The following is a 25,269-nucleotide window of genomic DNA, read 5'->3' as shown; positions in this document are numbered from 1 at the left end:
GCAGCGCAGGATTCGTTGAATCGCCTCGCCATCGGTTAGACTGGCCGCCTTTCCCTGTCTCTAGAAGCCCGTTCATGGCCCAGCCGTCCACGACCTACAAATTCGAACTCAACCTCACCGACCTCGATCGCTCGGTGTACGAGAGTGTCAAACAAACCATCGCCCGCCACCCGTCGGAAACTGAAGAGCGTATGACCGTGCGCCTGCTGGCCTACGCCCTCTGGTACAACGAGCAATTGTCGTTCGGCCGTGGTCTTTCAGATGTAGACGAGCCAGCCCTGTGGGAAAAAAGCCTGGATGATCGGGTGCTGCACTGGATCGAAGTCGGTCAGCCCGATGCCGACCGCCTCACCTGGTGCTCGCGTCGCACCGAACGCACCAGCCTGCTGGCGTATGGCAGCTTGCGCGTGTGGGAAGGCAAGGTGGTGCCGGTGGCGAATAACCTGAAAAACGTACACATCGCTGCCGTGCCTCAGGAAGTCCTCGAGACCCTGGCCAAGGACATGCCCCGCGTTATCAAGTGGGATGTCATGATCAGCGAAGGCACGATGTTCGTCACCGACGACCGTGGTCAGCATGAAGTGCAGTTGCAGTGGTTGGTCGGCGAACGCGGTTGAAGAGTGGCAGTGGCAAGCGGCAAGCAGTTAGCTGCAAGCTTGAAGCTTGAAGCTTGAAGCTTAAAACCAATATTTCCTTAAATAGAGAACTCCCCAGCTTCCCATGCGTATCGATCCTCGCCCGTTGCCCGCTGTCCTGCCGTTCCTCGGTGAATTGCCGCCGCTGTTGACCCGTCTCTACGCCGCGCGCGGAGTGCAATCCGAGGCCGAGCTGGATAAAAGCCTGGCGCGGTTGATTCCCTACCAACAGCTCAAGGGAATCGATGCAGCGGTGGACCTGTTGGTGACGGCGTTGGAGCAGCGCCAGCGTATCCTCATTGTCGGCGACTTTGACGCCGATGGCGCCACCGCCAGCACCGTGGGCACCCTGGGCCTGCGTTTGCTCGGTGCGGCCCATGTCGACTACCTGGTGCCCAACCGTTTCGAGTACGGCTACGGCCTGACCCCGGAAATTGTCGCCGTGGCCCTGCAGCGCGAGCCGCAGTTGCTGATCACCGTAGACAACGGCATCTCCAGCGTCGAAGGCGTGGCGGCGGCGAAAGCGGCGGGGTTGCAGGTACTGGTGACCGATCACCACTTGCCTGGCGATGAGTTGCCGGCGGCAGATGCCATCGTCAACCCGAACCAGCCCGGTTGCGAATTCCCTAGCAAAGCCCTGGCTGGGGTGGGCGTGATCTTCTACGTACTGATGGCCTTGCGTGCGCGCCTGCGTAGCTTGGGCTGGTACGAGAACAAGCCTCAACCCAACATCGGCGAATTGCTCGACCTGGTTGCCCTGGGCAGCGTCGCCGATGTGGTGCCCCTGGACGCCAACAACCGCATCCTCGTGCATCAGGGCCTGGAGCGTATCCGCGCCGGTCGTGCGCGGCCGGGGATCAAGGCGATCCTGGAAGTGGCCAAGCGTGATGCCGCGCGTATCACCTCTACCGACCTGGGTTTTATCCTCGGGCCACGCCTGAACGCGGCCGGGCGCTTGGATGACATGAGCCTGGGCATCGAATGCCTGCTCACCACCGACTTCGCCGCCGCGCGGGAAATGGCCGCGCAACTGGACGGCATGAACCAGGACCGAAAATCCATCGAGCAAGGCATGCAGCGCGAGGCCCTGGCCCAGCTCAAGGACTTGCCGGTGGAGTCGATGCCTTACGGCTTGTGCCTGTTCGACCCGGAATGGCACCAGGGCGTGATCGGGATTCTCGCGTCGCGTATGAAAGAACGTTACTTCCGCCCGACCATCGCTTTTGCCGACGCCGGTGATGGCTTGCTCAAGGGCTCAGGGCGTTCTGTGCAGGGTTTTCATATCCGAGATGCCCTGGCGGTGGTCGCGAGCCAGCATCCCAACCTGATCGCCAAATACGGCGGCCACGCCATGGCGGCGGGGCTGACATTGCGCGAAGAAAACTTCCCGCTGTTTGCCGAAGCCTTTGATGCTGAAGTGCGCCGGCAACTGCGTGAAGAAGACCTGACCGGTCGTCTGCTATCGGACGGCACCCTGGCGGTGGAAGAGTTTCACTTGGAACTGGCCCGCGCGTTGCGGCATGCCGGGCCGTGGGGGCAGCATTTCCCCGAGCCGTTGTTTCACGGCGTGTTTCAGCTGGTTGAACAGCGCGTGGTAGGGGAGCGGCACCTGAAGGTGGTGCTCAAAAGCGAATGCGGCTCTGTGAAGCTCGATGGTATTGCATTTGGGGTGGACCGGGAGGTTTGGCCAAACCCGACCGTGCGTTGGGTGGAGTTGGCTTACAAGCTGGATGTGAACGAGTTTCGTGGGAATGAGACTGTGCAACTGATGATTGCCCACATCGAACCGCGCTAAGTATCAGTCACACCACTAAGCAAATGTGGGAGCGGGCTTGCTCGCGAAAGCGGTGGATCAGTCACAGCAACATCGACTGACATTCCGTATTCGCGAGCAAGCCCGCTCCCACATTTGGTTTTGCGTATGGCTGCAGGATTACTCGGCTTTGGCCTGATGCTTCACGATGATATCCACCAAGCGTTTCGCCAGCGCCGGGTAGTTCTCATCAAAGTGATGCCCGCCCGGCAACTTGAGTGCCTCACCTACGGCGGTCTTATCCGTGCAGCCGCTCTCGTCGACCTCTTCGGCCCCATAGATACACGCCACTTTCTCAGGTGGCAGCTTGGCCATTTCCGGGCCGGTGGCGGCTTCTTTGCCGGCGTTGCCCAACCAGCCTTCCACTTCAATCTCGAAGCTACCGGTGCGCGCGAACGCCAACAGGATGATGGCGTCCACACGCTGCTGCTCGTTTTCCGGCAGGCGGTTGTAGATGGCCGGCAGCACGTCAGCGCCGAACGAGTAGCCGGTCAGTACGAAGCGCTTGGTGCCCCATTTCTGACGGTAGTGCTGCATCAGTTCGGTGAGGTCCTTGGCGCTTTGTTCCGGGGTCTTGTGCTGCCAGTAGTAACGCAGGGTATCGATGCCCACCACCGGGTAGCCGATCTTGGCCATCTCGCCGGCCACGTCGCGGTCCAGGTCGCGCCAGCCGCCGTCACCGGAGAGAAACAGGGTGACGGTGTCTTTCGCTTGGCCCGCCGGGACTTCAACCACCGGAATCGCCAGGCCGCCGTTGTCCGAACCCACCAGTTGCTTGCGCAGCTCGTTGTTCAGCACTTGCGGGTAGTGAATGTCGTAGTCGCTGATGCTGGTGGTGGCGCGCGGTGTGTCGCGTACGAAACTGGCGCTTTCATCGTCAGGGTTGTCGTTCCAGGCCACCAGCCAATTGCCGTGTGCGGCCGTTTTTGGCAGTGGGTCCTTGCAGCCTTCCTGGGCCAGGGCGAAGCCAACCGAGATGGCATTGGCCATGTCGTCGTTCTGAGTGGCCAGCCAGCGCCAGGCGAGGGCGGCGCCAGGACCGATGCCGCTGACCAGGGTGGCTGGGCCCTTGAGCTGACCCAGAGCGCTTTGCAGCGCCTGTTCCTGCAGCTTGCAGTCGTCCTTGGGCAGGATCACCTGGACAATCTGCGCCTTGCCGCCTTGGCTCAGGGCAATCAATTGGCTGTCGGTCAGGATTTCATCCGGCATCACGGCCACGGCCACGCGGGCTTTCGGCGTGCCGTACGGGGTCACGCGGGTCATCACCGAGCCATCGGCCTGGGGCAGTTGCTCCAGGGTCGGCTGCGGGGCAGGGCGGTTCCAATACCAATAGCCGCCACCCAGGACCAGGGCGAGCAGCACTACAAAGGCCAATACATACCGCCAGGAGCGTCGAATCATCAGCGTTTCACCAATCCAGTCAAGCCGCCCGCGATCAGGGCGGCGGTATCGGCCAGTGCCACCAGCGGATCAAGTCCTGCGGGCACGGCCATGTAACGGGGTTCCCAGTCAGGCTGGAACTTGTCTTTGAAGCGGCGCAAACCTTGGAAGTTATACAGTTGCTCGCCACGACGGAACACCATCGAACCCAGGCGTTGGGTCAGCGGGGCGCCACGTCGTGGTTGCAGGCCCGACAACGGCACCATGCCGAGGCTGAAACGGGCGTAGCCGTGACTTTTATAGTGTTGAATCAGGCCGACCATCATGAATTCCATGGTCAGCTTGGGCGCGTCCGGGTGGGCGCGCATCAGGTCGAGACTGGCCAGGTCGTGGTTGTAGGTCTCGAGCAGGTTGGCGAAGGCCACCGGGCGCCCTTCGAAGCGAATGATCGCAATGCGAAAGTGCTTGAGATAGTCATCGCTGAAGCGTCCCAGGGAAAAGCCTTTTTCCCGCACGTTCTTGCCGGTCAGCCAGGCATCGGAGATTACCTTGAGCTCGTCCATCGGCGCGGTGCCCGGCTCGCAGATCTCCAGGGACAGGCCGTCTCGCGAGCCGCGGTTCCAGGTGTAGCGCAGGTCCTTCATCTCTTTGCCCTTGGCTTCCAGGTCAAAGCGTTTCAGGTCGACACGGGCTTCTTCGCCCAGCTTGATGGCGGTGAGGCCGATGTCCATGTAGTACGGCAGGTTTTCCGCTCGTACCTGATAGAACACCGGGCGCGCGTGGTGGATATCGCACAGGTCGCGGAACTGCCAGATCATCTCCGCTCGTGGCTGAGTCGGACCGATCGGGTCGTACAACGCTACCAGGCTGCGGCCGCGGCGGGCGTACATGAGGAAAGCTTCATCATTGGGGTGAAACAGCAGTGCCTTGTCGCCGGTGAGCGCCAGGCCACCGTCGGGCTGGGACGAGGCCATCAGGATCTTGCTGGCGCGCTCCAGTTCGTCGGGTGTCGGCAGGTGGATCACCGGGCGCGCGGTACGCAGCAGCCAGGTCAGGGACACGATCACCAGCAGCACGGCGGCGCCCAATAGCGAGCGCAGGCCACGTGGGGCGTTGGCGTCCAGGGTGAACTGCCACCATAGCTGATGGCTGTAAGGCACATCTTGATAAGCGAACAGCAGCAGCCAGATCGAAGCGCCCAGCACGCAGACACTGGCCACCAGGTACAGCGGCGAGAAGGGCAGTTCGGTGAGGCGGCTGGCGCGGTAGAAAGAGCGCCGGAAGATCGCCAGCAGGATCGCGGTCATGGTCATCAGACTGGCTTCTTCCCAGTCGAAACCCTTGAGCAGCGAAAGCAGGGCGCCTACCAGCAGCAACACCATGGTCAACATCCAGGCGGCCGACAGGCGCCGGCGCAGGCCCTGGGCCAACAGCAGGCACAGCACGCCGATCAGGCTGGCGCCAAAGTGCGAGGCATCAATCAGGCGGTGGGGAATCAGGAAGCCGATGTTTTCCAGGCGTGAGTCGATTTCGGGCGTGGCGCCAGAGAACAGCAGGACCACGCCAGACAAAAAAACCAGGACGGCCAAAACTGGCGCTGCCAGTCCCGAGGCGACCCGCAGGCTTTGCTGGGTCTGGAACAAACGTTGCGCTTCGTTGACCAGCAGGAACACGCAGGCAATCAGCAGCGGCAATACCACGTAGATCATGCGATACAGCAGGAGGGCGGCAGCTAATGGCGCAGCGCCCAGTTTGTCGGCGAAGGCTGCCAGCAGGATCGCTTCGAATACCCCCACACCGCCCGGCACATGGCTGAGCACGCCGGCGGCCAGGGCCAGCAGGTACACCAGCAGAAAGGGCCCGAACGGCGGTGCTTCCGGCAGCAGCATATAAAGGACAGTGGCGGCGGCGGCTACGTCCAGTGCGGTGATGATCAGTTGCAGAAAGGTCAGGCGCCGCCCCGGCAGGCGCAGGGTGCGGCGGCCGGCTTTTACCAGCAGGTTATCCGGGTAGGGTTGTTCCGGCAGGCGACGGCGGTAAATGCCGATGCACAACACGGCCGACAGTAACAGCACGGCGCCAGCGATGCCGCCAAGCACAGCCTGTGGCAAATGCAGGTAAGTCGATGCGGCGGGCAGGTTGCTCAGTGTTGCCAATGCGGCCAGTGGTGGCAGGGCTGTGCCGAGCGCAAGGCTGGCGAACACCGTCATGTGGGCGACTTCCGAAGCCCCGATGCCATGGCGTGCATATAAACGGTAGCGTACCGACCCGCCGGAAAGCATCGACAGGCCAATCGCATTACCAATGGCGAAAGCGGTAAAGCCACCGAGGGCCAGGGTCTTGGCGGGCAAGTTCACGCCTGCATATCGAGCGCCGGAGAATTCATAGCCCAATAGAATGACGAAACCGGCAACGGCCGCGGCGAATGCACCCAGCAGGGCGGGCTTGGGCACTTCCAGGATCGAATCGTGGAGGGCGTAGAGGTCCAGTTCCAGTAGCAGATGGCGACAGGCAATCAGGGCAATGGCGAACAACAATAGGGTAACGGCCAGCCCGATGGGTTGCCGGTACTTGCTCACCAGATCCAGCCAACGCAAACGGGTGGGTGGGATCGGTTGTTCTGCTGTGACAGTGTCTTGTGGTTCAGACGAGTTGGCGCGCATCAATCACCTCGTGGATTGTGCGCGACAGGATGGAGGTATCCAGCCAAGTTACCAATCCCTATGGACAAAATAATTACAAATATTAACGCGTATCACCGGGGGCGGCGACAGCGGCCATTGGTCGTAGAGGGTAGCGCTAGCGCATTGAGCATAGCTTGCAATGAGATGGACTCTACAAACCGCATGCGGTTTCATGAAAGATGCCATGCCATTGTTTCAGAAGAGCTTTTTCACCGGATACAAAAAAGGCCACTCTTTCGAGCAGCCTTTTTTGATGTTTGGTTGCGGGAGCCGGATTTGAACCGACGACCTTCGGGTTATGAGCCCGACGAGCTACCAGACTGCTCCATCCCGCGTCTGTGGGCGGCATTCTACAGCCCAACGGCGAGGTGTCAACCGTTATCGGGCCGATGGGTCAAATAAGTGTGAATTGGCCTCCGAATGTTGGCCATGCACGTAAGTGCGCGATGGGAAAGATTTTTTTGTCTTACAATTTTCGTACATGACAAAAACAGGCACGCACAAAAAAGTCCACTCTTTCGAGTAGCCTTTCTTGATGTTTGGTTGCGGGAGCCGGATTTGAACCGACGACCTTCGGGTTATGAGCCCGACGAGCTACCAGACTGCTCCATCCCGCGTCTGTGTGTCGGCATTCTACAGAGGAACGCCAGTGTGTCAACCTGTGAATTAAAGAAAAGCGCTTGTGGTTCAATCGCTTAGCTCTCTATAAAGGCCCCTTGATACCCCTCGGGCCCAGTCTGGCCGAGGCTTTCAGCTCTATCGGAAGGTCAAATCCGATTGAGAAAATAAATTCATCTTGGAATTTTCCTACCGCTCAAGCGGAAGATTCAAACTACTGGTGCTATATACAGGTGTGAGTGCGATACTGGCCGCCCGTAGGTAAACACCCCGTTTATATGACGCAGCGCAAAATCATCCACGTCGACTGTGATTGCTTCTACGCCGCCATCGAGATGCGTGATGACCCGAGCCTGGCGCAAAAGCCATTGGCAGTGGGCGGCTCGGCGGACCGACGCGGGGTGATCGCGACCTGCAACTACGAGGCACGCGCCTATGGCGTGCGCTCGGCCATGTCTTCCCGCCATGCCTTGAAGCTGTGCCCGGACCTGACCATCGTCAAGCCGCGCATGGATGCTTATAAAGAAGCGTCGAAGGAAATCCAGACGATCTTTCGCGACTACACCGACCTGATCGAACCGTTGTCGCTGGATGAGGCCTACCTGGACGTGTCCGGCAGCTCGCATTTCGGTGGCAGTGCCACGCGCATTGCCCAGGATATTCGCCGGCGTGTCTCCAACCAATTGCATATCACTGTTTCCGCGGGCGTGGCGCCGAACAAATTCCTGGCCAAAATCGCCAGCGACTGGAAAAAGCCGAACGGATTATTCGTGATCACACCGGACCAGGTCGAAGACTTCGTCTCGCAATTGCGCGTGAGCAAGTTGCACGGTGTGGGCAAGGTCACGGCAGACAAATTGGCGCGCCTGGGAATCGAAGACTGCCACCAGTTGCGCGATTGGAACAAGCTGGCGCTGGTGCGCGAATTCGGCAGTTTCGGCGAGCGACTGTGGAGCCTGGCCCGTGGGATCGATGACCGCGTGGTGCAGAACGACAGTCGCCGGCAATCGATCAGTGTGGAAAACACCTACGACGTGGATCTACCAGACCTCTCAAGCTGCCTGGCCAAACTCCCCGAGCTGATGGACACCCTGGCCGGGCGAATGGCACGCATCGACAGCAGTTACCGGGCGGACAAGCCGTTCGTCAAGGTGAAGTTTCATGATTTTACCCAGACCACCTTGGAGCAGGCGGGGGCAGGGCGGGATCTGGAGAGTTATCAACAGCTGCTGACGCAGGCGTTTAATCGCGGTGGGAAACCGGTGAGGCTACTGGGCATCGGCGTGCGCTTGTTGGATTTAAGCAATGGCAACGAACAGCTTGAATTCTCCTGGTAGAAACCGGGAGCAAAAATGTGGGGGCGAGCAAGCCCGCACACATTTAGATCTTCAGCAGGCTTTAGATCTCAGCGAGCGCCAGGATCTGCCACCAACCGCCCCGCATCCTTGGTCAGCGCTTGCAGGAATTCCTGCTGCAACTCGGGATCATTGCGGGTCAGTTCGATCAGGCTTTGTTCCAGCTCGCTGGCTTCTTCTTCCAGGCCCAGTTCAGACAAACGCTTGACCCGGTGTACCCACTGGCTGACTTCGTCGTCTTCCAGGTCGTCGTAGATCAGGCCGTGGGCTTCCAGCAGCTTGTTGCGCAAGGTGCTGCTGACAGCTAGCGTGGAATCCGAATGCACGTCGTCCTGGCCATCCTCCACGCTGATCTTCAGGGTCGTGACGCGGTTCAGGTCCTGCTCGGCAAATGGGCTGTCCAACAGGTTCAGGCGCAGTACGCCGTTGCGGTCGGTGGTCAGTTCATGGACGTGTTTGCCAGCGGTGACTTGCACCGGGCGTTCGCTCCAGGGCAGGCTCGAATACTCCACACGTTTGTCGCGCTGGACTTCATCGATACCCGCGAGGTTCTGTTGCGCACGGCCATGGGACTGCACGTTCATGAACGGGTTGAGGCCGTCCACGCCGTAGGTCAGCCAGTCGCGTGTCATGCTGGTCGGCAGGTTGCCAAGGGCAAAGACATTCACCACGTTGGCGCCCGCGCCGGCCACCAGGGCTACGGCACCCAACGGCATCTCATAGAGTTTGCGCCAGGGTTGGTAGGGGGTGTAGCGGTCGTAACGACGGGTGACTTCGAACTCGGTGACCTCAAAGGTCTTCTGTTCGTGAATGCGTACCCGGCGTTGCGGCAGTTCCAGCACCTTGGGTTCGCCTACATCGATCTGCAGGCTGTGATCAAGCAACTTACGCTCGACCCGCTCCTCGTGCTCACTGCGTTGCGACATCTGGTTGGCGCAGCCGCTGACCAGCAGGGCGCCGCACAAGGCGGCGCCCCCCAGGGCTCTGGTGTTTCGCTTGAACATGACTTCTCTTGATCTGGTTTTCAGCGACGAATACGCGCCTGAAGGAAAGACAGCACGTCAGCCACCGGCAACGGTTGGGCTTCGGCTTCGGTCCGGCTCTTGTATTCCAGATTGCCATCGGCCAGGCCGCGGTCACTGACCACGATCCGGTGCGGGATGCCAATCAGTTCCATGTCGGCAAACTTGATGCCCGGGCTGGTTTTCTTGTCTCGGTCATCCAGCAGCACTTCAAAACCGGCGGCCGTCAGTTCGGCGTACAGTTTGTCGGTGGCTTCGCGTACTTGCTCGGTTTCATAACGCAGCGGTACCAGTGCGACCTGAAACGGCGCAAGGGCGTCACTCCAGATGATGCCTTTCTCGTCGTTGTTCTGCTCGATGGCAGCCGCAACCACGCGCGACACACCAATGCCGTAGCAGCCCATGTCCAGGGTGATCGGCTTGCCGTTCTCGCCCAGCACTTCGCATTTCATCGCCTTGCTGTACTTGTTGCCCAGCTGGAAGATGTGCCCGACTTCGATGCCGCGCTTGATTTCCAGGGTGCCCTTGCCATCCGGGCTTGGATCACCGGCCACCACGTTACGCAGGTCGGCCACGGTCGGAACCGGCAGGTCACGTTCCCAGTTCACGCCGAAGTAGTGCTTGTCGTCGATATTCGCGCCGATACCAAAGTCGCTCATCAGCTCGACCGAACGGTCGATGATGATCGGCAGCGGCAGGTTCAGCGGGCCGAGCGAACCGGCGCCGGCGCCAATGGCGTCGCGCAGTTCGGCATCGGTGGCCATGACCAACGGACTGGCCACGCCAGGTTGCTGGGCAGCCTTGATTTCGTTGAGCTCGTGGTCGCCACGGATCACCAGAGCGATCAGCTTGCCTTCTTCTTCGGCGCGCACGATCAGGGTCTTGATGGTCTTTTCAATCGGCAGGTTGAATTTTTCCACCAGGGCCGCAATGGTCTTGGTCTCTGGTGTGTCCACCAGGCGCAGCTCTTCGGTTGGTGCCGGGCGGGACGTTTCCCGTGGCACGGCTTCGGCTTTCTCGATGTTCGCCGCGTAGTCGGAACCATTGCTGAACACGATATCGTCTTCGCCGGACTCGGCCAGCACATGGAACTCGTGGGAGCCGGCGCCGCCGATGGAGCCGTTGTCCGCTTCAACCGGGCGGAACTTCAGGCCCAGGCGCGTGAACACGTTGCAATAGGCCTGGTGCATGCGGTCGTAGGTGACCTGCAGCGACGCCTGGTCAGCGTGGAACGAATACGCATCCTTCATGATGAATTCGCGGCCACGCATCAAACCGAAGCGTGGGCGGATTTCGTCGCGGAATTTGGTCTGGATCTGATACAGGTTCAGCGGCAGTTGCTTGTAGCTGCTCAGCTCGTTGCGCATCAGGTCGGTGATCACTTCTTCATGGGTCGGGCCGGCGCAGAAGTCGCGGCCATGACGGTCCTTGAAGCGCAGCAATTCAGGGCCGTACTCTTCCCAGCGCCCGGATTCCTGCCACAGTTCAGCCGGTTGGGTGCTCGGCATCAACACTTCCAGAGAGCCGGCAGCGTTCATTTCTTCACGAACGATGGCTTCGACCTTGCGCATCACCTTCAAGCCCATGGGCAGCCAGGTGTACAGGCCGGAGGCCAGTTTGCGGATCATGCCGGCGCGCAGCATCAGCTGGTGGCTGATCACGACCGCGTCGGAAGGCGTTTCTTTCTGTGTGGCGAGCAAATATTGACTGGTACGCATGGTAGGCCGTTGTCGGTTGCTTGGACTTGAAATGACTCTGGATTGTACGGGCGCCGGCTGCTGGAGTACAGGCATCAGAATGCAGAGGGGTCTGTGGGAGCGGGCTTGCTCGCGAATGTGGAGTGTCAGTCGCTAAATCCTTTTCTCACCACCGTATTCGCGAGCAAGCCCGCTCCCACAGGTCAGTCTTCTGTCTGGGGAGCCAACTTCGCCCGCCGATTCTCCTGATACCAATGCAGAGCAATCAGCAGCAGCGTCGGCACACCCAGCATGCAGGTGATCAGGAAGAAATTGTGATAGCCGAACTTCTCTACCATCACCCCCGAATACCCGCCGATCAGGCGCGGCAGCAACAGCATGATCGAGCTGAGCAGGGCATATTGGGTGGCGGAGAACTTCAGGTTGGTCAGGCTGGAAAGGTAGGCCACGAATGCCGAAGTCGCCAGCCCGGAGCTGAAGTTATCCAGGGATATGGTGAAGATCAGCATCTGCAGGTCCGGGCCCATGTCGGCGAGCATCACGAACAGCAGGTTGGTGCCGGCCGAGGCCACACCGCCGATGAACAGAATCGGCAGGATGCCGAAGCGCACGATCAGCAGGCCACCCATGCCGGCGCCCACCAGGGTCATGATCAGGCCGAAGATCTTGCTGACCCCGGCGATCTGGTCCTTGGTAAAACCCTGGTCGATATAGAACACGTTGGCCATCACGCCCATCACGGTGTCGGACATGCGATAGGTGGCGATCAGTCCCAGCAGCAGCAACGCCTGCCAGCGATAGCGCAGGATAAAGTCGTTCACCGGCGTCAGCACCGGCGCCAGGCCACGGCGGCCCATGGCTGACAGGCATAGGGAGGTGAGGGTGATATAGAGGATGGCCCGCAGGAACGCGCGGTCTTCCATGAGTAAGTCCCACAGACTCATGCCGTGGAACAGCACGCTTTCGAAATCGGTGTTGAACAGCTGAGTGAACATCGCCGGCACCGACACCAGCAACACAATCAGCACAAACACAGACGCGAGTTGGTGCACGAAGCTGTAGCGCCCGGCTTGCAGTTGAGTGCGTAGCGGCACATTGGGTTCGCGCATGAACAGGGTGGTCAGCAGCGCCGGGATCATCAACACGCCGAACAGCACATAGGTGCCCGTCCAGGCCGAGTGTTTATAGTTGAAACCGGTGGAACCGAAACCCTCGGCAAAAAACAGTGCGCCCGCCGTGGCCAGCAAGGCGGCGATGCGATAACCGGACATATAGCTGGCGGCCAAAGCGGCCTGGCGGCTGTCGTCGGCGATTTCCAGGCGGTAGGCGTCGACCGCGATGTCCTGGGTCGCGGAGGCAAAGGCGACGATGACAGCGATAGCGATCAGCCAGGACAAATGTTTCTGCGGGTCGCAAAAACCCATGCCGATCAATCCGAGGATCACCAGCGACTGGGCCAGCACCAGCCAGGAACGGCGGCGCCCAAGCTTGCCGAGTAACGGCAGACGCCATTGGTCAAGCAGCGGCGACCACACCCATTTAAAGGCATACGCCAAACCGATCAGACTCGCATAGCCGATGGTCTCGCGCGCCACACCGGCTTCACGCAACCACACTGAAAGCGTCGAGAACACCAACATGTAAGGCAGGCCGGCGGCAAAGCCGAGCAACAACAGGACCAACGTCGAGGGGCTGGCATAGGCAGCGAGCGCGGCGCGCCAGGTTTTACGGGGCATGGGCTGGAGTCTGCCTCAGATTTGCGGAAACAAAGCGCGCACTCTAACCGCTGTGCTCTACCGGGCGCCAGCCATGGCGCTGAATATCCACGCGATTGTTGCGGACAGTGACGCCTTCATCGCGCAAACGCGCGCGCTGCTCGTCACCCGAGGCACTGCCCACCGGCAGACTTATCCGACCGCCGGCACCCAGCACGCGGTGCCAGGGCAGCTTGGTGTCTTCCGGAAGCTGGCTCAGGGTACGGCCGACCCAGCGAGCCGCACGACCCAGACCTGCCAGGTGGGCCAGCTCGCCATAGCTCACCACGCAGCCTGCGGGCACTTGCGCCAGGGTCAGGTACAGCGCGGTACGGCGCATTTCGGCGGGGCTTTGAGGGGATTCGGCAGCTTGGTTCACTGTGAGGCTATCCGTTGAAATCGTCGGCATTTTTGTAAGAAACGTCTGCAAACATGAAGGTGAGCATTGAACTCAACCCAGATCCTTGAGTCAGTCCTTGCTAAGACGTTATCTAACACGATAATGCCCTTTTTTCGCCAAGCCCGAGCCTCGAATCTGCTTATGTTGTCCAGAACCCTGTTGTGCCTCGCTGTTTTCAGCGCCTCCACGCCCTTGCTGGCCGATACCGTCTGGTTGAAGAACGGTGACCGCCTGACCGGCAAGATCAAGGTCTTCGACGGTGGCAAGCTGCTGATCCAGACCGATTACGCAGGCGCCATCCCGGTGGACTGGAAACAGGTGAAAACCCTGGAGAGCGACCAGGAACTGCTGGTCAAGCAGGACGCCTACACCGGCGAGAAAGCCAAGTCCCTGAAAGCTGCGGACGACGGCAAGGTGGTACTGGCCAACGGCGAAGCACCCAAGACCGTCGACCTGGCCAGCATCCAGCAGATCATCAAGCCCAAGCCTGTGATCGAAGACCTGGTGTGGAAAGGCAACGTGGACATGGCGCTGGACTATAAACGCGCCGACAAAGACACCAACGACTACGACATCGACTTCAAGACCACCGCCCGCCACGGCCAATGGCGCCATACCGGGCAGGGCGAGTACAACCGAGAGTTTCAGGACGATGTCACCACCACCGATAACTGGGCCCTGGAATACGACCTCGACCGCTTCCTGACCGAGCACTGGTTCTGGCAAGGCCGCTTGACCTATAAGCGCGACAAGGTTGAAGACCTGTCCCGCCAGCGCACCGTCGGCACGGGCCCTGGCTATCAGTTCTGGGACGATGAGCTGGGCGCCTTCTCCCTGGGTTCGCTGGTCAACCGCACCGACTATGAGTACGCCGACGGCGGCAAGGACAACTTCTATTCCCTGGCCATGAAGTGGAATTACAACCGCTACCTGGTGGGTAAGACGGTCGAGTTCTTCACCAATGGCGAAGTAGGCAAGCCCATCGCCGGCCCGGCGGAGTACTCGCTGGATGCGGAAATGGGCCTGCGCTACAAAGTCACCGAGTGGGCTTCGCTCAACCTCAAGGCCGAGCGCGACGTGATCAGCGGCGACTCCGACAGCAGCCTGAGCAAAACCCGCTACACCGCAGGCTTCGGCGTGGCCTGGTAACACGGGCGAACAAAACCTGCTTGGCAACCTTTGCCGATAATGATTACCTTGCGTTGAGATCCATTCCCATATGCCATGGGCGGCTGATTACCCGAGGAGTCATACGTTGAGCGCACAGGTTGCCAAGAACGCCCGAGAGCTGTTGCTCAAGGAATACCGTGGGGCTCTCTCCACACTGTCCAAAGCCATGCCCGGTTTCCCTTTCGGTTCGGTCGTGCCCTATTGCCTCGACGAGCTGGGTCGCCCGCTGATCCTGATCAGTCGCATAGCGCAGCACACCCACAACCTGCAGAAAGATCCCAAGTGCTCGCTGCTGGTGGGTGAGCGTGAGGCGGATGACGTACAGGCCGTCGGGCGCCTGACCTATCTGGCTGAAGCCGAAAAGCTGGTGGAGGGCGCCGCCATCGAGGCGGCTGCCGAGCGCTATTACCGCTACTTCCCTGATTCAGCCGACTACCACAAGGCCCACGACTTCGACTTCTGGGTGCTCAAGCCCGTACGTCACCGTTACATCGGTGGCTTTGGCGCGATTCACTGGGTCGACCAGTTGACCCTGGCCAACCCGTTTGCGGGCAAAGCCGAGCGCAGCATGATCGAACACATGAACAGCGATCACACCAAGGCCATTGCCCATTACGTCGACCTGACCGGTTTGCCGACCTCCGAGCCTGCACAGTTGGCCGGTATCGACAGCGAAGGCATGCACTTGCGTATAGGCCAATCCTTATATTGGTTGCCATTTGCGGAGTCTTGCAACACACCGATACAAGTACGCGAAGCCCTGGTTTCATTGGCCCACGCCGAGGTCTGGCCGAAAAAAGCCATCGTCGACGCTTGAATTCACGAAATGGCGACGTCATCTAAGGTGGACTGGCAAGGCATTCTTGCGTTGAGGAACCTTTTGATGCGCCCTTTTTTATTGCTCTTTCTGCTGTTCCCGGTGTTAGAGCTGTTCGTATTCGTTCAAGTCAGCAGTGCGATCGGCTTTTTCCCGGCGTTGCTGCTGATCATTCTCGGCTCGATGTTCGGCGTCCTGGTGCTGCGCGTCGCCGGTCTGGCCACTGCGTTGCGTGCGCGTGAAAGCCTGAACCGTGGCGAACTGCCCGCCCAGACCATGCTTGAAGGCCTGATGATGGCCCTGGCCGGCGGCCTGTTGATCCTGCCGGGTTTCATCAGCGACGTGGTGGGCCTGGTGATGTTGCTGCCGTTCACCCGCAAACTGCTGGCCAGCAAGATGCGCCAGCGCGCCGAAGAGGCTGCAATTCGCCAGCGGGCGTTCGCCGACGACCTGCAACCCCGTGGCGGCCCGCCCCCACGCCAGCCGCTGGGGCGCGAAGGTGATGTGATCGAAGGCGAGTTCGAACACCGCGACAGCAAATAACCGCTTCACTGGCACGGCACCTCAGGGTGCCGTGTTGCTTTCAGTCGTCGGCACACGCAAAAAAAATTACGCCGCGGCCCCTTGTAATAAGCTTATGCGCCCTTATGTAACGGTCACCGCAAGGTTTCTGGTGGTGACACTGGACAGACTTCCGCGTTTCGCTCCGCGAACCGCGACCGGCACCGCCGGAATTTAACCCGCCGGAATTGATACCGGCCGATGAAAAACACAATTAGGAGAGATCGACAATGAAGCTTCGTCCTCTGCACGACCGCGTCGTAATCCGTCGCAGCGAAGAAGAAAAGAAAACCGCTGGCGGTATCGTTCTGCCAGGTTCGGCTGCTGAAAAAGCCAACCACGGTGTGATCGTCGCTGCGGGCCCAGGCAAGACCCTGGAGAACGGTGATGTACGCGCGCTGGCCGTGAAAGTGGGTGACAAGGTTGTTTTCGGCCCTTACTCCGGCAGCAACACAGTGAAAGTCGACGGCGAAGACGTGCTGGTTATGGCTGAGAACGAGATTCTCGCTGTTCTGGAAGACTGATTTCCCCGCTCATTTTCCCGTTACTCCAAAGTATTTAAGGAATATCGATCATGGCTGCTAAAGAAGTGAAATTCGGCGATTCCGCCCGCAAGAAAATGCTTACCGGTGTCAACGTCCTGGCTGACGCAGTAAAAGCGACCCTGGGCCCGAAAGGCCGTAACGTGATCATCGAGAAGAGCTTCGGCGCTCCGACCATCACCAAGGACGGCGTTTCCGTCGCCAAAGAAATCGAACTGGAAGACCGTTTCGAAAACATGGGCGCGCAGCTGGTCAAAGACGTTGCCTCCCGTGCCAACGATGACGCAGGCGATGGCACCACCACCGCCACCGTTCTGGCTCAGGCCATCGTCAACGAAGGCTACAAGGCCGTTGCTGCCGGCATGAACCCGATGGACCTCAAGCGCGGCATCGACAAGGCGACCATCGCCATCGTTGCTGAACTGAAAAACCTGTCCAAGCCTTGCGCTGACACCAAGGCTATCGCTCAGGTAGGCACCATCTCCGCCAACTCTGACAATTCCATCGGCGACATCATTGCCGAGGCTATGGAAAAAGTCGGTAAAGAAGGCGTGATCACTGTTGAAGAAGGCAGTGGCCTGGAAAACGAACTGTCGGTTGTAGAAGGCATGCAGTTCGACCGTGGCTACCTGTCCCCGTACTTCGTCAACAAGCCGGACACCATGGTTGCCGAACTGGACAGCCCGCTGATCCTGCTGGTCGACAAAAAGATCTCCAACATCCGCGAAATGCTGCCAGTGCTGGAAGCCGTGGCCAAAGCCGGCCGCCCACTGCTGATCGTTTCCGAAGACGTTGAAGGCGAAGCCCTGGCGACTCTGGTTGTGAACAACATGCGTGGCATCGTTAAAGTCGCAGCCGTCAAGGCTCCAGGCTTTGGCGACCGTCGCAAGGCCATGCTGCAGGACATCGCTGTTCTGACCGGCGGTACCGTTATCTCCGAAGAGATCGGCCTGAGCCTGGAAAGCGCCACCCTGGAAAACCTGGGCAGTGCCAAGCGCGTGACCATTTCCAAAGAAAACACCATCATCGTTGACGGTGCTGGCGTTGAAGGCGACATCGAGTCCCGTATCGCTCAGATCCGTGCGCAGGTTGCCGAGACTTCGTCCGACTACGACCGTGAAAAACTGCAAGAGCGTCTGGCCAAGCTGTCCGGCGGTGTTGCAGTGATCAAGGTTGGCGCCGGTTCCGAAGTTGAAATGAAAGAGAAGAAAGCCCGCGTTGAAGACGCCCTGCACGCCACCCGTGCAGCCGTTGAAGAAGGCGTGGTACCTGGCGGTGGCGTTGCGCTGATCCGTGCTCTGGAAGCCCTGACCGGCCTGACCGGCGACAACGCTGACCAGAACGTCGGTATCGGTGTACTGCGTCGTGCTGTTGAAGCGCCGCTGCGTCAGATCGCTGCCAACTCCGGCGACGAGCCAAGCGTTGTGGTCAACGAAGTCAAGAACGGCAAAGGTAACTACGGTTACAACGCTGCGACTGGCGTCTACGGCGACATGATCGAAATGGGCATTCTGGACCCTACCAAGGTGACCCGTTCCGCGCTGCAAGCCGCAGCCTCCATCGGCGGTCTGATCCTGACCACCGAAGCGGCCATCGCTGACAAGCCGAAGGCTGAAGGCGCAGCTGGCGGCGGTATGCCAGACATGGGCGGCATGGGTGGCATGGGCGGCATGGGCGGCATGATGTAAGCCAGCCTTACCCGGCTAACTTAAAAGCCCCGCCTGCAGTGATGCAGGCGGGGCTTTTTATTGGGCGCTATCTGTCGATGAAAATGTGCGCCCCATCGGTAATTTTTTCATCGGCACTGTGTTCAATACGTGAAGCTATAGTGAAAATCTCGTTCAGCCGAAATATTGGTTGAAAACCTTTATCGACGTACCCCAAGGTCTATCCCTGAACCACACTTGGCCTTAAGCTGCGCGAGCCAACACGGCCGTTACCGCGTACGGAGATACTGCCCATGCGAATTCTATTGGTTGAAGACAACCGCGATATTCTGGCCAACCTGGCTGATTACCTGGGGCTAAAAGGCTATACCGTGGACTGTGCGCAGGACGGTTTGTCGGGCCTGCACCTGGCCGCTACCGAACATTATGACCTGATCGTGCTCGACATCATGCTGCCTGGTATCGATGGCTATACCCTGTGCAAGCGCCTGCGCGAAGACGCACGCCGTGACACGCCGGTGATCATGCTCACCGCCCGCGACCAACTGGATGACCGGCTGCAGGGCTTCAAGTCCGGCGCCGATGATTACCTGCTCAAACCGTTTGCCCTGTCGGAACTGGCCGCGCGCATCGAAGCCGTGCTGCGCCGTGCCCAGGGCGGCGGACGCCGCGCCCTGCAAGTGGGTGACCTGAGCTACGACCTCGATACCCTGGAGGTGACCCGCGAAGGTCGCCTGCTCAAGCTCAACCCCGTCGGCCTGAAGCTGCTGGCGGTGCTGATGCAGAAGAGCCCGCACGTGTTGCGCCGCGAAATTCTTGAAGAAGCCCTGTGGGGCGATGACTGCCCGGACAGCGACAGCCTGCGCAGCCACGTTCACCAGTTGCGCCAAGTGATCGATAAACCATTCGCCAAGCCATTGCTGCAAACGGTGCACGGCGTCGGTTATCGCCTGGCTGAGGGTCGAGATGGAGTTTAAGCAGAGCCTTGCTCAACGGATCATCATCGCCTTTGCCTTGATGAGTGCGTTGGTGGCGGGAGCCTTCGCCATGGGCATCGTCGCGACGGTGCACCTGGTGGAAGAGAAGCTGATCTCGGCAGGCTTGGGCGGCGACCTGCAGCGCCTGTTGCTGATGGACACGGTCGAAGACTGGCGGCACCGCCCCGAGCCGGATCAGTTGTTTTACTTCAGCGGTGGCCCTGGCGATTTTGAGTTACCCAAGGATTTGCGCCACCTAGAACCCGGTTTCCATGAAGTGTTCCGCGAAACGCTGTCGTACCATGCCATGGTCGAAGTGGTCGATGGCCGGCGCTACGTGTTGCTGCAGGATCAAAGCGATTTTGAAGAACGTGAGCGCGTACTGTTTGCCGTGGTGCTGGTGGGCTTTGTGCTGAGCCTGGCGCTGGCGGTGTTCCTTGGTTGGGTGCTGGCGCGCAAAGTGATGGCGCCGGTCGTGCGCCTGGCCCGCCAGGTGCGTCACCGTGATCAACTGCTGGGCCTGGCACCGCCGTTGGCACCGGACTACGCGGCGGATGAAGTGGGGGAGCTGGCCGTGGCCTTCGATGCCACGCTGGGGCGTCTGCGTCAGGCGCTGTCCCGTGAGCAGATGTTTACCAGTGATGTGAGTCATGAGTTGCGCACTCCGTTGATGGTGCTGGCCAGCTCCTGCGAACTGCTGCTGGAAAACCCGGCCATCGATCAGCGTGGGCGTAACCAGGTTGAGCGGATCGCCCGTGCCTGTGAAGAAATGCGCGAACTGGTGCAGACCTTCCTGATGCTGGCCCGTGCCGAACATGACGACGGCACCATGTCACCCCAGGTCAGCCTGGAGCAAGTGGCCGATGATCTGCTCGGGATCTGGCGTGACCCCATCGAGCGCAAGGGCCTGGAGTTGATCTACCAGCCGGGCAACCCCCTGGATACCCGGTATAACGCCACCTTCCTGCATGCTGTGATGGGCAACCTGCTGCGCAATGCCTTGCATTACACCGAGCAAGGGTTTATTCGCCTGACCTTGGAATCGAGCGGTTTTGTGGTAGAGGACTCAGGCGTGGGCATCCCCGAAGACAAGCGCGAAGCGATGTTCGAGCCTTTCGTGCGCGGCAACGAGAAACGCGGCGACGGCCTGGGCCTGGGTTTGTCATTGGTCCAGCGTATCTGCGAAAACCAGGGCTGGAGCGTGAGCCTCAGTACCATGGAACCCAATGGCTGCCGCTTTCATGTGCAATTGAGTCAGGGCAACGCCTGACTCCACCCTCTACCGCTATCCTGCCAGAGATCACCGTAATTCGGCGAAGATGGCCCCAGGCTATTGCTTGTGTCTGTAAAGTCTTGAAATGTATGAGATTGGACAGGACAAGTTTTTCACAACGGGTTGACCTGTTGATTACAGATTGCTGCTTAAGGTTGTAGGCATCAGCAACTGGAGGTCAGTGAGATGTCTACCCCGATCAAACTCGAATTTTCCGATAAGTACGACGACGAGCACGCCTACGAATATTTGCTCAAGCATCAGGACAATCTGGCTCGCCGGTTGTCCCACAAACGCGACGAGCAATTGGCCCGTGGCGCGCTGGCAATGGCGGGCGAGCCCGGTCTGGTGCTGGACTTGCCGTGCGGCGCCGGGCGTTTCTGGCCGCTGCTGGCCGAAAAACCCAACCGCGTCATCATCGGTGCCGACAATTCGGCGTCGATGTTGAAGGTGGCAACGGTCGCCCAACCCGCCGATGTGGTGAAACGGGTACGGCCCTTGCAAACATCTGCGTTTGATATCGATCTTCCGGATAACTCGGTCGACAGCATTTTTTGTATGCGCTTGCTGCACCACATTGGTGATCCAGCGCACCGACTGGTGATATTGCGGGAGTTTCAGCGTGTTACCCGTGACAGCGTGATCGTTTCATTGTGGGTCGATGGCAACTTTAAAGCCTGGAAACGCAAGCGCCTCGAAGGGCAACGTCGCAAGAAAGGTGAGCAGGAAGGTTACCAGAACAGATTTGTGTTACCGGCTGCTACTGTTGAAGCAGAGTTCGAGGAGGCCGGTTTCCGTGTCCAGGAGTCCCTGGACTTCATACCGCTCTACGCCATGTGGCGAGTGTATGTATTACGCAAGAGGTAACAGGATGGCAGTTGAGTGCGTAGCAGGCAGTCACGTAGCTCCCGAAGAGAGATTCGACTATTTCTGGCGCCAGCAGGGCGAGTGGGTTGAAGAGCCTAACCGTCGACGCGGTGGTGAGAGTGGCGTTCAGCGCGTGATCAGCGCCAACGGCCACTTGCTCTACAGCAAGCGCCAGACCGGGCATATCTACCGCAGTTGGTTGCATCCGTTTGGCCGCCCCACGGTATTGCGTGAGCGTGATGCCATCAAGGGCCTGCGCCTGTTGGATGTACGTGTGCCGGAGATGGTTTTTTGCCAAGCGCGCCGCGACCCCGAGCACCGCTGGCAGGCATTGCTGGTGACCGCGGCTCTTGAAGGTTTTGACGAAATTGAAAAGTGGTACGCCGCCGGTGGTCGTGAGCAATACGGCGAGTTGGTGCATGAGCGTGTGCTCAAGGAATTGGCTGGCACTCTGGCACGTATGCACCGGGGGCGCTGGCAGCATGGCTGCCTGTACATCAAGCATATTTTTGTACGGGTGACGGGCGAAGGTGACGCGGCCAACGTCGAAGTGGCGCTGCTGGATTTCGAGAAATGCCGCCAGCGCCTGACCGCTTATCGGGCCGCTTCCCATGACATGCTGCAATTGCGCCGCCATTCGTCGTGGAACGATACTGACTGGAAGAAACTCAGCTACTTTTACGAGACGGCGTTTGGCAGCGCTATCAAGGGTTTAAGCAGATGAAGCTAGAAATAGCACGAGGTGTGTTCCTGGTCGGGGCGTTGGGCGTTGCAGCCTTGGCGCTGGCGGCCTGGGAACAGCCTCGCACGCAGGTGCTCAGTGCGACGCAGGGTGGCGCGCAATGCCTGCTGCCGCGCGTCGCCAAGGCGAGCACGGCGGCCAAACCTGATCATGAGTTGTTGCTGTTCATGTTTGGGATGTCTCAAGGCATGAGGCCGCAGAGTTGAAACGATTCAAACCCCCGGGAAAGGGCTTCGCGATGCGAGGCCCTTTTTTTTGCCTGGGTGTTCAGGCCTTATCCGGTTTGGCCAGCAAGGTATAAATGCAAGGCAACACAAACAGCGTAAACAGTGTGCCGATCGACATCCCCGTCGCAATCACCATCCCGATATCAAACCGGCTTACCGCGCCTGCGCCCGTCGCGAAAATCAACGGCACCATGCCGAACACCATCGCTGCGGTGGTCATCAATACGGGTCTCAGGCGAATCGCTGCGGCTTCTTCCACTGCCTGCCGCGGTGTCAGGCCTGTGTCCTTGCGCAGCTGGTTGGCGAACTCGACGATCAGGATTCCGTGTTTGCTGATCAGGCCGATCAGCGTCACCAATCCGACCTGGGTGTAAATATTCATGCTCGACCAGCCTAGGAACAGCGGAATCAGCGCCCCGCAGATCGACAACGGCACCGTCACCAGGATCACCAAGGGATCACGGAAACTCTCGAACTGCGCCCCCAGCACCAGAAAAATGATGGCCAGCGCCAGCCCGAACGTTACCCACAGCGCCGCGCCTTCCTGGATAAATTGCCGGGATGCGCCGCTGTAGTCGAATGCATAGCCGGGCGGGGTTTCTTCAATGGCGATCTGGCGCACGGTGTCGATGGCCTCGCCCATGCTGACAATGGGAAACCCCGAGATCAACGCCGAGTTGAGCTGCTGGAACTGATTCAACTGCCGAGGGCGGGCGCGGTCGGTCAGGGTGATCAGGGTCGACAGCGGCAGCAGTTCGCCCTGGGCATTTTTCACGTAATAGTTGTTCAGCCAGTCGGGGTTGTCGCGATAAGCGCGCTCGACCTGGGCGATCACTTTGTAGCTACGACCATCCAGGGTGAACCGGTTGATTTCCGCCTCAGCCAACAGCGTCGCCAGGGTGCCGCCAAGGTCCTGCATCGACACGCCCATCTGCGCCGCCTTGGCGCGGTCGATGTCTACCACCACTTCAGGTTTGTCGAATGCCAGGTCGATATCGACAAAGGCAAACTTGCCCGACTCCATCGCACGCTTTTTCACGCGGTTGGCCACTTCCAGCAACGACTCGTAATCGTTGGCCGTATTGATCACAAAGCCGAATGGCAACCCTTCGCCCGTGCCCGGCAGAGAGGGCAGGTTGAAGCCGAACACCTGCAGGCCGGGAATCTGCTCCAGGCGGCTTTGCACTTCAGGCAGGATCTGCATCTGGGTACGGTCGCGCTCGTTCCACGGCTTGAGCAGGAATCCGCCGATGCCCGCTTGCACGCCATTGAAGCCGTTGATCTGGAACGACGAGTAGTACTCCGGGAACTCCTTGAAGATGTTGATGAACTCGTCGGTGTAGGTGTTGAGGTATTCCAGGTTGGTCGGCTGCGGCGCGCTGGCCATCATGAAGATGATGCCCTGGTCTTCGTCGGGCGCCAGTTGCGACTGAGTGAACTTGAGGAACACCGGGATCAGGCACAGCACGATCAACGCAAACACGATCACCACCGGTCGCGTGTTCAGGGTGCCGTGCAGCATGCTCTGGTAACGACGCTTGAGGCTGTCGAAGATCCGGTCAAGACGATGGGCCAGGCCGGAAGGGTTCTGATCGTGGCGTAACAGCAGCGCGCACATCATCGGCGAAAGGGTCAGGGCGACAATGCCGGAAATGATCACCGCCCCGGCCAGAGTCAGGGCGAATTCCTTGAACAAGGCGCCGGTGAGCCCTTCGAGAAAACCAATCGGCGCATACACCGCCGCCAGGGTGACGGTCATCGATACCACCGGCAAAGCGATTTCCCGTGCACCTTCCAGCGCTGCATCCAGCGGTGTCTTGCCTTCCTCGATATGCCGGTGGATGTTTTCCACCACCACGATGGCATCGTCCACCACCAGGCCGATGGCCAACACCATCGCCAGCAAGGTCAGCAGGTTGATCGAGTAACCCATCAACTGCATGAAAAACAGCACGCCGATCATCGACAGCGGGATAGTGATCACCGGGATCACCACCGAGCGCAGGGCGCCAAGGAACAGGAATACCACCACGATGACGATCAACACGGCTTCAAAAAGGGTCTTGACCACCTCGTTGATGGACGCCTGGATAAACAGTGTCGCGTCGTAGGCAATTTCTGCCTTGAGGTCGGGCGGCAACTGGGACTCCAGCTCCGGCATGATCTTGCGCACTTCCTTGATCACGTCCAGCGGGTTGGCGCTGGGTGTGGCCTTGATGCCGATGTACACCGACGGCGTGCCGCCAAACGAGCTGATGGCGTTGTAGTTTTCCGCGCCCATTTCCACCCGCGCCACATCCCGTAGCAGCACGCGGCTGTCGCCGTCGGTTTTAATGGTGATGGCGCCAAAGGCGTCGGCGGACTTGAGGTCGGTGTTGGCGTTGATACTGGTGACCACGAACTCGCCCTTCACCTCGCCGGCAGCGGAGAGGAAGTTGTAGCGGCGCACGGCGTCGGTGATGTCGCTGGCGCTGAGGCCGAAACCGGCCAGCTTCACCGGGTCGAGCCAGATGCGCATGGCGAACACCTGGTTGCCGAGGATCTCCGCTTCGGCCATGCCGGGCAGGGTAGCGAGCTTGGGTTGGATGACCCGCGACAGATAATCGGTAATCTGCGGATTGCTCAGTTGCCCGCTGGAGAAGCTGATGTACATCAGCGCCGAGGCGTCAGCCGCCTCTTTGCTCAGCACCGGGTCTTCGGCGTCTTGCGGCAGCTTGTTTTTCACCTCGTTGGCCTTGGCCAGCAGCTCGGTAAACAGGCGGTCGCTGTTGGCGCCGATACGCGCGTAGATCGAGATCACCGAGAAGTTCTGACGGCTCACCGAGGTCATGTAGTCGATGCCTTCGGCACTGGCCAGGCTTTGCTGCAACGGCTGGGTGATGTAGCCCTGGATGGTCTCCGCGTTGGCACCGGGGTAGGCGGTGGTCACCGTGATCAGGGCATTTTCCATGCTCGGGTATTGGCGCAGCGGCAACTTGCTGTAGGCCTGGAAACCCAGCAGCACGATCAGCAGGCTCACCACTATGGCCAGCACTGGCCGGCGGATAAAGACGTCGGTGAACTTCATG

The 25,269-nt window shown here is 59.7% G+C and carries 20 protein-coding genes and 2 tRNA genes; 13 read left to right on the top strand and 9 right to left on the bottom strand.

What is annotated here, in order from left to right:
- Window positions 1-74 precede the first annotated feature (74 nt).
- Both LVW35_RS23300 and recJ read left to right on the top strand, forming a co-directional pair.
- Complete coding sequence (locus LVW35_RS23300; protein ID WP_016977727.1) at window positions 75-617, top strand: YaeQ family protein; 543 nt, start codon at window positions 75-77, stop codon at window positions 615-617.
- 103 nt (window positions 618-720) lie between these two features.
- Entirely contained in the window at window positions 721-2,430 is a 1,710-nt protein-coding gene (gene recJ / locus LVW35_RS23295) for a single-stranded-DNA-specific exonuclease RecJ (protein WP_233892217.1), read from the top strand.
- A 138-nt stretch (window positions 2,431-2,568) separates the two neighbouring features.
- Here the strand turns inward: recJ and LVW35_RS23290 are convergent, their stop codons facing one another.
- From LVW35_RS23290 to LVW35_RS23275, 4 genes are all read right to left on the bottom strand, one after another.
- Window positions 2,569-3,849, bottom strand: coding sequence for a virulence factor family protein (locus LVW35_RS23290; RefSeq protein WP_233892216.1), 1,281 nt, complete (start codon window positions 3,847-3,849; stop codon window positions 2,569-2,571).
- Window positions 3,849-6,491 carry a bifunctional lysylphosphatidylglycerol flippase/synthetase MprF gene (gene mprF, locus LVW35_RS23285; RefSeq protein ID WP_233892215.1) on the bottom strand — a complete coding sequence of 881 codons (2,643 nt, stop codon included), beginning with the start codon at window positions 6,489-6,491 and terminating at the stop codon, window positions 3,849-3,851. The genes LVW35_RS23290 and mprF overlap by 1 nt, the downstream gene beginning before the upstream one ends.
- 279 nt (window positions 6,492-6,770) lie before the next feature.
- Window positions 6,771-6,847: transfer RNA gene (locus tag LVW35_RS23280), tRNA-Met, on the bottom strand.
- Between the two features lie 205 nt (window positions 6,848-7,052).
- Window positions 7,053-7,129 (bottom strand) — tRNA-Met (locus tag LVW35_RS23275).
- A 279-nt stretch (window positions 7,130-7,408) separates the two neighbouring features.
- On the opposite strand from LVW35_RS23275, the gene dinB reads away from it, so the two are divergent.
- Window positions 7,409-8,467: a DNA polymerase IV gene (dinB, locus tag LVW35_RS23270; protein ID WP_233892214.1), complete on the top strand. Its 1,059-nt coding sequence runs from the start codon at window positions 7,409-7,411 to the stop codon at window positions 8,465-8,467.
- 68 nt (window positions 8,468-8,535) lie between these two features.
- On the opposite strand, the gene LVW35_RS23265 is transcribed toward dinB, so the two are convergent.
- From LVW35_RS23265 to LVW35_RS23250, 4 genes are all read right to left on the bottom strand, one after another.
- Entirely contained in the window at window positions 8,536-9,489 is a 954-nt protein-coding gene (locus LVW35_RS23265) for a hypothetical protein (RefSeq protein ID WP_233892213.1), read from the bottom strand.
- 20 nt (window positions 9,490-9,509) lie between these two features.
- Window positions 9,510-11,225, bottom strand: a complete 1,716-nt coding sequence (locus LVW35_RS23260) for a proline--tRNA ligase (protein ID WP_177017058.1) — start codon at window positions 11,223-11,225, stop codon at window positions 9,510-9,512.
- 182 nt (window positions 11,226-11,407) lie between these two features.
- Window positions 11,408-12,940 carry an AmpG family muropeptide MFS transporter gene (locus tag LVW35_RS23255; RefSeq protein ID WP_233892212.1) on the bottom strand — a complete coding sequence of 511 codons (1,533 nt, stop codon included), beginning with the start codon at window positions 12,938-12,940 and terminating at the stop codon, window positions 11,408-11,410.
- Window positions 12,941-12,983: 43 nt separating this feature from the next.
- Window positions 12,984-13,298, bottom strand: a complete 315-nt coding sequence (locus LVW35_RS23250; protein ID WP_442799697.1) for an MGMT family protein — start codon at window positions 13,296-13,298, stop codon at window positions 12,984-12,986.
- A gap of 201 nt (window positions 13,299-13,499) precedes the next feature.
- On the opposite strand from LVW35_RS23250, the gene LVW35_RS23245 reads away from it, so the two are divergent.
- The 10 genes from LVW35_RS23245 (at window position 13,500) to LVW35_RS23200 (ending at window position 22,180) form a co-directional block, all read left to right on the top strand.
- Window positions 13,500-14,507: a DUF481 domain-containing protein gene (locus tag LVW35_RS23245; protein ID WP_233892210.1), complete on the top strand. Its 1,008-nt coding sequence runs from the start codon at window positions 13,500-13,502 to the stop codon at window positions 14,505-14,507.
- A gap of 106 nt (window positions 14,508-14,613) precedes the next feature.
- Window positions 14,614-15,345 (top strand): HugZ family pyridoxamine 5'-phosphate oxidase, encoded by a 732-nt coding sequence (locus tag LVW35_RS23240; RefSeq protein ID WP_233892209.1) that lies wholly within the window; start codon window positions 14,614-14,616, stop codon window positions 15,343-15,345.
- Window positions 15,346-15,411: 66 nt separating this feature from the next.
- Entirely contained in the window at window positions 15,412-15,888 is a 477-nt protein-coding gene (locus tag LVW35_RS23235; RefSeq protein ID WP_233892208.1) for an FxsA family protein, read from the top strand.
- Between the two features lie 248 nt (window positions 15,889-16,136).
- A complete protein-coding gene (locus LVW35_RS23230; protein ID WP_233892207.1) occupies window positions 16,137-16,430 on the top strand; it encodes a co-chaperone GroES in 294 nt (97 codons plus the stop codon).
- A gap of 50 nt (window positions 16,431-16,480) precedes the next feature.
- Window positions 16,481-18,136 (top strand): chaperonin GroEL, encoded by a 1,656-nt coding sequence (gene groL, locus LVW35_RS23225; RefSeq protein ID WP_233892206.1) that lies wholly within the window; start codon window positions 16,481-16,483, stop codon window positions 18,134-18,136.
- A 272-nt stretch (window positions 18,137-18,408) separates the two neighbouring features.
- Window positions 18,409-19,092: a two-component system response regulator ColR gene (gene colR / locus LVW35_RS23220; RefSeq protein ID WP_003175870.1), complete on the top strand. Its 684-nt coding sequence runs from the start codon at window positions 18,409-18,411 to the stop codon at window positions 19,090-19,092.
- On the top strand, window positions 19,082-20,362 hold the full coding sequence (locus tag LVW35_RS23215) for a sensor histidine kinase (protein ID WP_233892205.1): 1,281 nt from the start codon (window positions 19,082-19,084) through the stop codon (window positions 20,360-20,362). The genes colR and LVW35_RS23215 overlap by 11 nt, the downstream gene beginning before the upstream one ends.
- 189 nt (window positions 20,363-20,551) lie before the next feature.
- A complete protein-coding gene (locus LVW35_RS23210; protein ID WP_233892204.1) occupies window positions 20,552-21,232 on the top strand; it encodes a class I SAM-dependent methyltransferase in 681 nt (226 codons plus the stop codon).
- Between the two features lie 4 nt (window positions 21,233-21,236).
- On the top strand, window positions 21,237-21,956 hold the full coding sequence (locus LVW35_RS23205; protein ID WP_233892203.1) for a lipopolysaccharide kinase InaA family protein: 720 nt from the start codon (window positions 21,237-21,239) through the stop codon (window positions 21,954-21,956).
- A complete protein-coding gene (locus LVW35_RS23200; RefSeq protein ID WP_099585549.1) occupies window positions 21,953-22,180 on the top strand; it encodes a hypothetical protein in 228 nt (75 codons plus the stop codon). The genes LVW35_RS23205 and LVW35_RS23200 overlap by 4 nt, the downstream gene beginning before the upstream one ends.
- Window positions 22,181-22,241: 61 nt before the next feature.
- Here the strand turns inward: LVW35_RS23200 and LVW35_RS23195 are convergent, their stop codons facing one another.
- Complete coding sequence (locus tag LVW35_RS23195; protein WP_233892202.1) at window positions 22,242-25,268, bottom strand: multidrug efflux RND transporter permease subunit; 3,027 nt, start codon at window positions 25,266-25,268, stop codon at window positions 22,242-22,244.
- Window position 25,269: the final 1 nt, after the last annotated feature.

Origin of the sequence: Pseudomonas sp. HN11, from assembly GCF_021390155.1 — a bacterium.
Lineage (GTDB): Bacteria > Pseudomonadota > Gammaproteobacteria > Pseudomonadales > Pseudomonadaceae > Aquipseudomonas.
The sequence above is the reverse complement of the archived record's forward strand: the minus strand, read 5'-3'. Positions and strand labels throughout refer to the sequence as shown.

What these genes read in the sequence shown, in the direction of transcription:
- LVW35_RS23215 (WP_233892205.1), top strand. Translation starts at nt 19,082, where the DNA reads ATGGAGTTTAAGCAGAGCCTTGCTCAACGGATCATCATCGCCTTTGCC.
- LVW35_RS23250 (WP_442799697.1), bottom strand. Translation starts at nt 13,298, where the DNA reads ATGCGCCGTACCGCGCTGTACCTGACCCTGGCGCAAGTGCCCGCAGGC.
- LVW35_RS23195 (WP_233892202.1), bottom strand. Translation starts at nt 25,268, where the DNA reads ATGAAGTTCACCGACGTCTTTATCCGCCGGCCAGTGCTGGCCATAGTG.
- LVW35_RS23235 (WP_233892208.1), top strand. Translation starts at nt 15,412, where the DNA reads ATGCGCCCTTTTTTATTGCTCTTTCTGCTGTTCCCGGTGTTAGAGCTG.
- groL (WP_233892206.1), top strand. Translation starts at nt 16,481, where the DNA reads ATGGCTGCTAAAGAAGTGAAATTCGGCGATTCCGCCCGCAAGAAAATG.
- LVW35_RS23200 (WP_099585549.1), top strand. Translation starts at nt 21,953, where the DNA reads ATGAAGCTAGAAATAGCACGAGGTGTGTTCCTGGTCGGGGCGTTGGGC.
- LVW35_RS23255 (WP_233892212.1), bottom strand. Translation starts at nt 12,940, where the DNA reads ATGCCCCGTAAAACCTGGCGCGCCGCGCTCGCTGCCTATGCCAGCCCC.
- LVW35_RS23290 (WP_233892216.1), bottom strand. Translation starts at nt 3,849, where the DNA reads ATGATTCGACGCTCCTGGCGGTATGTATTGGCCTTTGTAGTGCTGCTC.
- LVW35_RS23265 (WP_233892213.1), bottom strand. Translation starts at nt 9,489, where the DNA reads ATGTTCAAGCGAAACACCAGAGCCCTGGGGGGCGCCGCCTTGTGCGGC.
- LVW35_RS23245 (WP_233892210.1), top strand. Translation starts at nt 13,500, where the DNA reads ATGTTGTCCAGAACCCTGTTGTGCCTCGCTGTTTTCAGCGCCTCCACG.
- LVW35_RS23230 (WP_233892207.1), top strand. Translation starts at nt 16,137, where the DNA reads ATGAAGCTTCGTCCTCTGCACGACCGCGTCGTAATCCGTCGCAGCGAA.
- recJ (WP_233892217.1), top strand. Translation starts at nt 721, where the DNA reads ATGCGTATCGATCCTCGCCCGTTGCCCGCTGTCCTGCCGTTCCTCGGT.
- LVW35_RS23205 (WP_233892203.1), top strand. Translation starts at nt 21,237, where the DNA reads ATGGCAGTTGAGTGCGTAGCAGGCAGTCACGTAGCTCCCGAAGAGAGA.
- colR (WP_003175870.1), top strand. Translation starts at nt 18,409, where the DNA reads ATGCGAATTCTATTGGTTGAAGACAACCGCGATATTCTGGCCAACCTG.
- LVW35_RS23210 (WP_233892204.1), top strand. Translation starts at nt 20,552, where the DNA reads ATGTCTACCCCGATCAAACTCGAATTTTCCGATAAGTACGACGACGAG.
- dinB (WP_233892214.1), top strand. Translation starts at nt 7,409, where the DNA reads ATGACGCAGCGCAAAATCATCCACGTCGACTGTGATTGCTTCTACGCC.
- LVW35_RS23260 (WP_177017058.1), bottom strand. Translation starts at nt 11,225, where the DNA reads ATGCGTACCAGTCAATATTTGCTCGCCACACAGAAAGAAACGCCTTCC.
- LVW35_RS23300 (WP_016977727.1), top strand. Translation starts at nt 75, where the DNA reads ATGGCCCAGCCGTCCACGACCTACAAATTCGAACTCAACCTCACCGAC.
- mprF (WP_233892215.1), bottom strand. Translation starts at nt 6,491, where the DNA reads ATGCGCGCCAACTCGTCTGAACCACAAGACACTGTCACAGCAGAACAA.